Here is a 9472-nt window from a genome sequence, read left to right as displayed (position 1 = left end):
CCTCCCGCCCGTCCGTTCGCCTGTCGGCCTGTCCGTCCGGGAAACGGCAATGGCGGAGGGGCCGGACACATGTCCAGCCCCTCCGCCATTCAGGACCCCAGAACTCCAGAACCCCGGAGACCCGGAAGGTCAGTCCTCCGCGGAAGCGGAGGACGCAGCCGTCTTCTTGGCCGCGGTCTTCTTCGCCGCAGTGGTCGTCTTCTTCGCCGCAGTGGTCGTCTTCTTCGCGGCAGTCGTCTTCTTCGCCGCCGTCTTCTTGGCCGCCGTCGCCGTCTTCTTCGCCCCGGTCGCCTTCTTGGCCGGAGCCTTCTTCGCCGGAGCCTTCTTCGCCGTCTTCTTCTTGGCCGGCCCCTTGGCCCGCTTCTCGGCGAGCAGCTCGTAGCCGCGCTCAGGCGTGATGTCCTCGACGCTGTCGTCGGTCCGCAGCGTCGCGTTCGTCTCGCCGTCCGTGACGTAAGCGCCGAAGCGTCCGTCCTTGACGACGACCGGAGCACCGCTCACCGGGTCGGTCCCCAGCTCCTTCAGCGGCGGCTTGGCCGCGGCACGACCCCGCTGCTTGGGCTGGGCGTAGATCGCAAGGGCCTCTTCGAGCGTGATGTCGAAGAGCTGGTCCTCGGAGGTCAGCGACCGCGAGTCCGTGCCCTTCTTCAGGTACGGGCCGTAGCGGCCGTTCTGCGCGGTGATCTCGACACCCTCGGCGTCCTCGCCGACCACGCGCGGCAGCGACATCAGCTTCAGCGCGTCGGCCAGCGTCACCGTGTCCAGGGACATGGACTTGAAGAGCGAGGCCGTCCGCGGCTTCACCGCGTTCTTGCCGGTCTTCGGGGTGCCCTCGGGCAGCACCTCGGTGACGTACGGGCCGTAACGCCCGTCCTTGGCGATGATCTGGTTCCCGCTGACCGGGTCCGCGCCGAGCTCGAAGTCGCCGCTCGGCTTGGCCAGCAGCTCCTCCGCGTACTCGACGGACAGCTCGTCGGGCGCCAGGTCCTCGGGAACGTCCGCGCGCTGGTGGCCCTCGGAGTCCTTCTCGCCGCGCTCGATGTACGGGCCGTACCGGCCGACCCGGAGCTTGATGTCGTTGCCGACGGGGAACGAGGAGATCTCCCGGGCATCGATCGCGCCGAGGTCCGTGACGAGCTCCTTGAGCCCGCCGAGGTGGTCGCCGTCGCCGTTGCCCGCGTCGGAGGCCTTTCCGGCCCCGGCCGCGTCGTCGCCCTCCTGCGCACCGAAGTAGAAGCGCTTCAGCCACGGCACGGACTGGGCCTCGCCCCGCGCGATGCGGTCGAGGTCGTCCTCCATCCGGGCCGTGAAGTCGTAGTCGACGAGCCGGCCGAAGTGCTTCTCCAGCAGGTTGACCACGGCGAACGACAGGAACGACGGAACGAGCGCCGTGCCCTTCTTGAACACGTACCCGCGGTCGAGGATCGTCCCGATGATCGAGGCGTACGTCGACGGGCGGCCGATCTCGCGCTCTTCGAGCTCCTTGACCAGCGAGGCCTCGGTGTAGCGGGCCGGAGGCTTGGTCGCGTGGCCGTCGACGGTGACCTCGTCGGCGGTCAGCGCGTCGCCCTCGGCGACCTGCGGCAGCCGGCGCTCACGGTCGTCGAGCTCGGCGTTCGGGTCGTCGGCGCCTTCGACGTACGCCTTCATGAACCCGTGGAAGGTGATCGTCTTGCCGGACGCGGAGAACTCGGCGTCCCGGCCGTCGCTCGCCCGGCCGCCGATCTTGACGGTGACGGAGTTGCCGACCGCGTCCTTCATCTGGGAGGCGACGGTCCGCTTCCAGATCAGCTCGTAGAGCCGGAACTGGTCACCGGTGAGACCGGTCTCGGCAGGGGTGCGGAAGCGGTCACCGGAGGGGCGGATCGCCTCGTGCGCCTCCTGCGCGTTCTTGACCTTGCCGGCGTACGTGCGCGGCTTGTCCGGCAGGTAATTGGCCCCGTACAACTGCGTGACCTGCGCCCGGGCCGCGGAGATCGCGGTGTCCGAGAGGGTCGTGGAGTCGGTCCGCATGTAGGTGATGAAGCCGTTCTCGTACAGCTTCTGCGCGACCTGCATGGTGGCCTTCGCCCCGAAGCCCAGCTTCCGGCTCGCCTCCTGCTGGAGGGTCGTCGTACGGAAGGGCGCGTACGGGGAGCGGCGGTACGGCTTCGACTCGACGGACCGCACGGCGAAGGTGGAGTCGGCGAGCGCGGCGGCCAGGGCACGGGCGTTCGTCTCGTCCAGGTGCAGCGTCTGGGCGGAGCCGGCCTTGAGCTGTCCGTCCGGACCGAAGTCACGGCCCTGGGCGATGCGGCGCCCGTCGACCGCGCTGAGGCGGGCGGTGAGCGTCGAGGGGTCGGACGCGTCGCCGCTGCGGCCGGTGGCGAAGGTGCCGGTCAGGTCCCAGTACTCGGCGGAACGGAACGCGATGCGCTCGCGCTCCCGCTCGACGACGAGGCGGGTGGCGACGGACTGGACACGGCCCGCCGACAGCCGCGGCATGACCTTCTTCCACAGGACCGGCGAGACCTCGTAGCCGTAGAGGCGGTCGAGGATACGGCGGGTTTCCTGGGCGTCGACCATGCGCTGGTTGAGCTCGCGCGGGTTGGCGACGGCGGCCCGGATCGCGTCCTTGGTGATCTCGTGGAAGACCATCCGGTGGACCGGGACCTTGGGCTTGAGGACTTCCTGCAGGTGCCACGCGATGGCTTCGCCCTCGCGGTCCTCATCGGTGGCGAGGAAGAGTTCGTCGGACTCGGCCAGCAGCTGCTTGAGCTTCCTGACCTGGGCCTTCTTGTCGGCATTGACGACGTAGATCGGCTGGAAGTCGTTCTCTACGTCGACGCCGAGACGGCGTACCTCGCCGGTGTACTCGTCCGGCACCTCGGCGGCGCCGTTCGGGAGGTCGCGGATGTGCCCGACGCTCGCCTCGACGACGTATCCGGGGCCGAGATAGCCCTTGATCGTCTTCGCCTTGGCAGGCGACTCGACGATGACGAGTCGGCGGCCGCCCTGTGCGGTCTCGCTGGTCGGGGACAACTTCGCTCTTCTCTCCGGTCGACGCTCGGTGGGCATCAGGGCAGCGCGATGGCGCTGCCGACAGTGCTGTCGCTGCGGAGTGTGACGGTACAACCCGCCCCCGTGTCAAACGGCAAAAGCCCGCAACGGCCACTCGAACGGTAACCCGACTTCCGCCATTCCTGCCGCCCGGCCCGCTCCGTCCGCCGTCCGCGCGGCCGCTGCCTGCGGGTTTCGGCGGCGCTGTGGCCGCCCTGCGGACGAGAGGCCCCCGAGGCGGCAGGCCCGGGCGTGTTCCCGGGCCCGCCGGGCGGGCGGGGAGCCGGAGCGGGTTCAGATGCGGGTGAGGCACCACACCCCGAGGACGAGGAAAAGTACGCCGAACACAGTGGCGAGTGCGGTGGAGGCGACGGGGCTCACCCCGTGCGCCACCGGCGCACGGTGCAGCACACGCGCCCCCGTCCACAGCAGCAATGCGGCGCCGAACAGCGTGAACACCGTTCCGGCGAAGACAGCAGGTCCGCTCTCCATACCCGTACGCCTCCCCGTCCCCCGGAACGGCCCGGCACGGTCTGCCCGCCCGGTGCCGCCCGGCTCGGGGGGAGGTTCCCACTGCGGAACGTCGCAGGCACGAACTCCGGGTGAACAGCCCGGCCGTGGTGGACATCTCACGGCCGACGCACCCCTCGACGCGTCACCGCAGGCACGGCAGGCACGGCAGGCACGGCAGGCACGGCAGGCACGGCAACCATGGCCGAATTCACATCACGGCCGGGGCCGGGGGCGGTACCGGACCGGCACGCTGCCGCGTTCGAACACCGTCAGCCGTACGAGGCCGATCAGCGCGGCCCCCGCTCCCGTCACGGCTTCCTCTCTACCGCCGCCTGTGCCGCCGCCTCGGCCGCGGAGATCGGCCGCCCCGGGATCAGGCCCGGAAGCTCGGCGACGGAGACCGGCCCTGGAGGCCGCCTTCCGCGGACAACGGAGTTTCGGCTCAGGCCTCGTCGGACTTCGGCTGAACGTCCCGGATCTGCGCGCGTCCCCGCCCGCAGGTCCGGGCAGTACCCAACCGGAATCCGGCACCGGAGCGGCGACCAGGCCGCAGCACCGGCGGAAGGCGCTGGTGACAAGGCCCTCCGGCACATGCGCCAGAGGCACCTGAGCCCCGGACCGGAGCCTGTACCGACGACTCGGCAGCCCCATGACGGGCAGCCCTGGGCGGGACGCAGACCGCCGAGCGCCTCCCCCGGCCCGCCGCGGATCATCCGGCCCGGTGCAGCCCACCCGGCCGGCCGCGGATCATCCGGTCCGGTTCGGCCCGCCGCGAGTCATCCGGCCCGGTGCAGCTGCCCCAGCCGGCCGCGGATCATCCGGCCGGCCCGGTTCAGCTCATCCGGTCATCCGGTCATCCGGCCAGCCGGAGGCAGTGGCTCCAGGAAGCCCTCCTCGACCAGCAGTCGGATGGCCTGCGGGGTGCGGTCGCGCAGCAGCACCGGGTCCTCGTTCATCAACTGGGCGATCGCGTCCAGGATCCGGCCGGCGGGCAGCGATCCGTCGCACACACCGGCGAAGCCGGCACCGACCGCGTCGACCTTCGTCGCGCGTCGCATACCGCGGTTCTGACGCAGCACCACATGCTCGGGGTCCTCGGCCCCCGGCAGACCCACCTGCTCCTGCACGACCTCGGTGGCAAGGGTGAAGTGCGCGGCCAGCAGAGCCGCGTCGTCCTGCTCCCGCAGATAGTCCTGGCGGGCGAAGTGCGCCTCGACGGCCGGCCCGAGCGGTTGCTCCACCGCGTGCGGCCACTCCTCGATCACGATCGAGGGCTCCCCGGCCCCCGCCGCGGCGGACTTCCGCAGCGTGATCCAGCCGAAGCCGACCCCCTTCGTGCCCCGGGCCTCGAACTCGTCGAGCCAGGCGTCGTACCGCGCGGCGTACTCCGCCGGGTCCGTGCGGTGGTCGCCGCTGTCACGCAGCCACAGCTCGGCGTACTGCGTGACGTCCTGCATCTCGCGCTGCACGACCCAGGCATCGCAGCCCCGCGGTACCCAGGAACGCAGCCTGTCCTGCCACTCCTCGTCCTCGGTGTGCTCCCAGTTGGCCAGGAAGTGGGCGTAGCCGCCCTCGTTGAGCCGGTCGCCCGTCTGCTGCACGAGCGTCCGGCACAGGTCGTCGCCCGCCATGCCTCCGTCGCGGTAGGTGAGGCGGGCGCCGGGCGAGATGACGAAAGGCGGGTTGGAGACGATGAGGTCGTACGTCTCCGTGCCGACGGGCTCGTACAGCGACCCCTCGCGCAGGTCGGCCGGGGCGGCACCGGACAGGGCGAGGGTGAGCCGGGTGAAGTCGAGGGCGCGTGGGTTGAGGTCCGTGGCGGTGACCCGGGTGGCGTGCTGTGCGGCGTGCAGCGCCTGGATGCCGGAGCCCGTACCGACGTCCAGGGCGGAGCCGACGGGCCTGCGGACGGTGATCCCGGCGAGGGTCGTGGACGCCCCGCCGATCCCGAGAACGACACCCTCCTCGTGCGAACCGATTCCGCCGGCGCCGCCCACGGCGCAGCCCAGGTCGGAGACGATGAACCAGTCCTGGTCGTCCGGGCCGCTGTACGGCCGCACGTCGACCGTGGCCCGCACCTCGCCGTCCGCCTCGGTCAGCCAGCCGTCCGCCACGCACTCCGCCAGCGGCAGCACGGCGGCTGCCCGTCCGGCGGCGACCGGACGCTGAAGAAGGAAGAGGCGCACGAGCGTGTCGAGCGGCGCGTCGCCCCGGGTGGCCCGCAGCGCCGGGACCGTCTCGCTGCGGGCGAGCGCGGCGTAGGCGGGAGCGCCGAGCAGTTCGAGGAGTCCGTCTGCGGTGAAGGCGGCGGCGACAAGGGCTTCGCGGAGCCGGGTCGCGTGGTCTGCTGCGGGAAGACTGGTCTTACTCACATGCCCCATTGTGACGGTTCCCACTGACAACGGCAGCGGCCCGGCGGCCCACCTGGGACGCCGGGCCGCTCGCGGGCCCGGCTAGGACTCCTTGCTGGGCGAGGCGGACGCCTCCTTGGACGGCGCGGACTGCTTCGAGGCACCGGCCGAAGGCGAGGCCGAGGCCGTGGGCTTCTGGCAGCCCTTCTGCTTGGCCATCGCTTCACCGACCTCACCGGACTGAAGCTTCTTCAGCGCCTGGTCGCCATTGGTGCTGATCTTGTTCAGTTCGTCGGCGATGCCCTTGAGGCCGTCGGCGAACTCCGCCTGGTCCTTCGTGTTCAGGGCGTCGACCTTCTTCTGCAGATTCGCGTAGGCCACGGAGGAGGCGTTGAGCTCCTTCACGGCTTCCTTCTGCGTCGTCTCGCCGTCGTCGACCGGCGGCGGACCCGCCGAATCGACAGCCGTGCCCAGCGCCTTGTACGCCTGCGAGATCTGCTGGAAGGCGGCCGAGTCGGTCTCCTGGACGTCCGCGGGCTTGCTGTTGTCGGCGGTCTGCTGCTGGATCGAGGCGTTGGCGTTCGCGATCTTCTGCAGCTGGGGCTGGACCTGGTCACAGACCTTCTTGGCCCAGTCGTTCACCTTGTTTTCGCTGTCGTCGCTGCAGCCCGACAGCGTAAGTACCAGTACCGCACCGCCGGACAGCGCGGCCGCTAGCTTCTTGTTCACCGGATTGGTCCCTTCCAAGGCTCTCGGCCCCGGAACTTACACGCCGAGCGGCCTCCATCCGGGTGCCGGGCGTCCGGTGGATGGCCTTTTGCAGCCATTTGCACCAAGGGAAATGAGGGAGATACAACTCACCCACACAGCCCCCGAGCACGGGAACACCTGCACGAACCACCACTCCTACGGCGCGAGAAGGGGGCGGACGCGACATCAGGATGCCGCGCCCGCCCGACTGTTGACCGGCCGTCATCCCGTGGCCGCGTGCGTCGGACGATTCCGGTTCACTGAGCGGCTGCCGGATCGGCCGGCCTGGCCGTACCGTCCCCGTCACCGCCCTCGGAACCGCCGTCCTCGCCCACGGTGATCCCCCTCCTCTTGGAGACGTAGACGGCGCCGACGATGACCCCGATGGCCAGCACGGCCACCACCGCCCGCACCCCCGCGCTCGCGTCCTCGCCGTAGCTGAACTGCACCACCGCGGGAGCGATGAGCAGCGCCACCAGGTTCATCACCTTGAGCAGGGGGTTGATCGCCGGCCCGGCCGTGTCCTTGAACGGATCGCCGACCGTGTCACCGATGACCGTCGCGGCATGGGCGTCACTGCCCTTTCCGCCGTGATGACCGTCCTCGACGAGCTTCTTGGCGTTGTCCCACGCGCCACCGGAGTTGGCGAGGAAGACGGCCATCAGCGTTCCCGTGCCGATCGCGCCCGCCAGATACGAGCCGAGTGCCCCGACACCGAAGGTGAAGCCGACCGCGATCGGCGCCAGCACCGCCAGCAGACCGGGGGTGGCCAGCTCGCGCAGCGCGTCCTTGGTGCAGATGTCGACGACGCGCCCGTACTCCGGTTTCTCCGTGTAGTCCATGATCCCGGGGTGCTCGCGGAACTGCCGTCGCACCTCGTAGACCACGGCGCCCGCCGAACGGGACACCGCGTTGATGGCCAGTCCGGAGAAGAGGAAGACCACCGCGGCGCCGAGGATCAGACCGACCAGGTTGTTGGGCTGGGAGATGTCCAGACTCAGCCCCAGTTCCCCGGCCGAGGCCCCGACGTCGTCGACCGCCGTGGCGATCGCGTCCCGGTAGGAGCCGAAGAGCGCCGCTGCCGCCAGAACCGCCGTGGCGATGGCGATGCCCTTGGTGATGGCCTTGGTGGTGTTGCCCACGGCGTCCAGGTCGGTGAGGACCTGCGCGCCGGCGCCGGTGACGTCGCCGGACATCTCGGCGATGCCCTGCGCGTTGTCGGAGACCGGGCCGAAGGTGTCCATGGCGACGATCACACCCACGGTGGTGAGCAGGCCGGTACCGGCCAGCGCCACCGCGAAGAGCGCCAGCATGATCGACGTACCGCCCAGCAGGAACGCTCCGTAGACGCCGAGCCCGATCAGCAGCGCGGTGTAGACGGCCGATTCCAGGCCGATGGCGATACCCGCGAGGACCACGGTCGCCGGCCCGGTCAGCGAGGACTTGCCGATATCCCTGACGGGGCGCCGGCTGGTCTCGGTGAAGTAGCCGGTCAGCTGTTGGATCAGGGCTGCCAGCACGATGCCGATGGCGACGGCGACCAGCGCGAAGACCCGCGGGTCCCCGCCGTGCGAGGTGATGGCCGCATCGGTGACTCCGTCCAGTTCCGCGTACGAGGACGGCAGGTAGACGAAGACCGCGACGGCCACCAGTACCAGTGAGATGACTGCGGAGATGAAGAAGCCGCGGTTGATGGCAGTCATCCCGCTGCGGTCGGTGCGGCGTGGGGCGACCGCGAAGATCCCGATCATCGCGGTGACCACACCGATCGCCGGCACGATGAGAGGGAAGGCGAGGCCCGAGTCGCCGAAGGCGGCCTTGCCCAGGATCAGGGCCGCGACCAGCGTGACGGCGTACGACTCGAAGAGATCGGCCGCCATGCCCGCGCAGTCCCCGACGTTGTCGCCCACGTTGTCGGCGATGGTGGCGGCGTTGCGGGGGTCGTCCTCGGGGATGCCCTGTTCCACTTTGCCGACCAGGTCGGCACCGACATCGGCCGCCTTGGTGAAGATGCCTCCGCCGACCCTCATGAACATCGCGATCAGCGCCGCACCGAGCCCGAAGCCCTCCAGCACCTTCGGCGCGTCGGCGGCATAGACGAGAACCACGCAGGAGGCGCCCAGGAGCCCCAGTCCCACGGTGATCATGCCGACCACACCGCCCGTACGGAAAGCGATCTTCATTGCTTTGTGCGAAACGGCAGTGAGATCCTTTTCCGGTTCGCCTTCCGCGGGGGTCGCCTCACGCGCGGCGGCCGCCACCCGGACATTGCTCCGTACGGCCAGCCTCATGCCGATGTATCCGGTGGCTGCCGAGAAAAGCGCACCGACCAGGAAGAACACCGAACGGCCGGCGCGCTGCGACCAGTTGTCGGCCGGAAGCAGCAGGAGCAGGAAGAAGACCACGACGGCGAATACACCGACCGTACGCAGTTGCCGGGCCAGATAGGCGTTCGCACCCTCCTGGACCGCGGCCGCGATCTCCTTCATGCGCTCGGTGCCCTCACCCGCCGCCAGCACCTGCCGTACCAGCAGCTGGGCGACGATCAGTGCGGCGACGGCGACGACCGCGACGACGATCACGATGATGCGGTTGTCATCGGTGAGTACCGCGGCCGCGAGAGTGGTGGGTGGGTCGGAAAGTGCGGAAAACTGCGTCAGTTCTGCCAGTGGTGTGGTGCCGAACCCCGCCATACGTCCTCCTTGACGCTCAGCGCTCAAGACGTGGACGGATTGTAGGGAGCGGAACACGATCAAAACAGTGCGCGGTAAATGTAATTGACCTGCATCCACCGAACGGCAATTGATCGGGATCTCCGT

5 protein-coding genes are annotated in these 9472 nt (G+C 69.9%); all 5 read right to left on the bottom strand.

Annotated features, from left to right (window positions below):
- Positions 1–129 precede the first annotated feature (129 nt).
- Positions 130–3021 (bottom strand): type I DNA topoisomerase, encoded by a 2892-nt coding sequence (gene topA / locus EAO72_RS28155; protein ID WP_148019969.1) that lies wholly within the window; start codon positions 3019–3021, stop codon positions 130–132.
- 312 nt (positions 3022–3333) lie between these two features.
- A complete protein-coding gene (locus EAO72_RS28150) occupies positions 3334–3531 on the bottom strand; it encodes a hypothetical protein (protein WP_148019968.1) in 198 nt (65 codons plus the stop codon).
- An 866-nt stretch (positions 3532–4397) separates the two neighbouring features.
- Positions 4398–5933, bottom strand: a complete 1536-nt coding sequence (locus EAO72_RS28145) for a N5-glutamine methyltransferase family protein (RefSeq protein WP_148019967.1) — start codon at positions 5931–5933, stop codon at positions 4398–4400.
- Between the two features lie 72 nt (positions 5934–6005).
- The gene (locus tag EAO72_RS28140) at positions 6006–6632 is read right to left on the bottom strand and encodes a small secreted protein (protein WP_148019966.1); all 627 of its coding nucleotides are present in this window, start codon (positions 6630–6632) and stop codon (positions 6006–6008) included.
- A 278-nt stretch (positions 6633–6910) separates the two neighbouring features.
- Positions 6911–9346: a sodium-translocating pyrophosphatase gene (locus EAO72_RS28135; protein ID WP_148019965.1), complete on the bottom strand. Its 2436-nt coding sequence runs from the start codon at positions 9344–9346 to the stop codon at positions 6911–6913.
- Positions 9347–9472: the final 126 nt, after the last annotated feature.

The sequence above is a fragment of the Streptomyces sp. OR43 genome (assembly GCF_008042275.1).
Classification (GTDB): domain Bacteria; phylum Actinomycetota; class Actinomycetes; order Streptomycetales; family Streptomycetaceae; genus Streptomyces.
The sequence above is the reverse complement of the archived record's forward strand: the minus strand, read 5'-3'. Positions and strand labels throughout refer to the sequence as shown.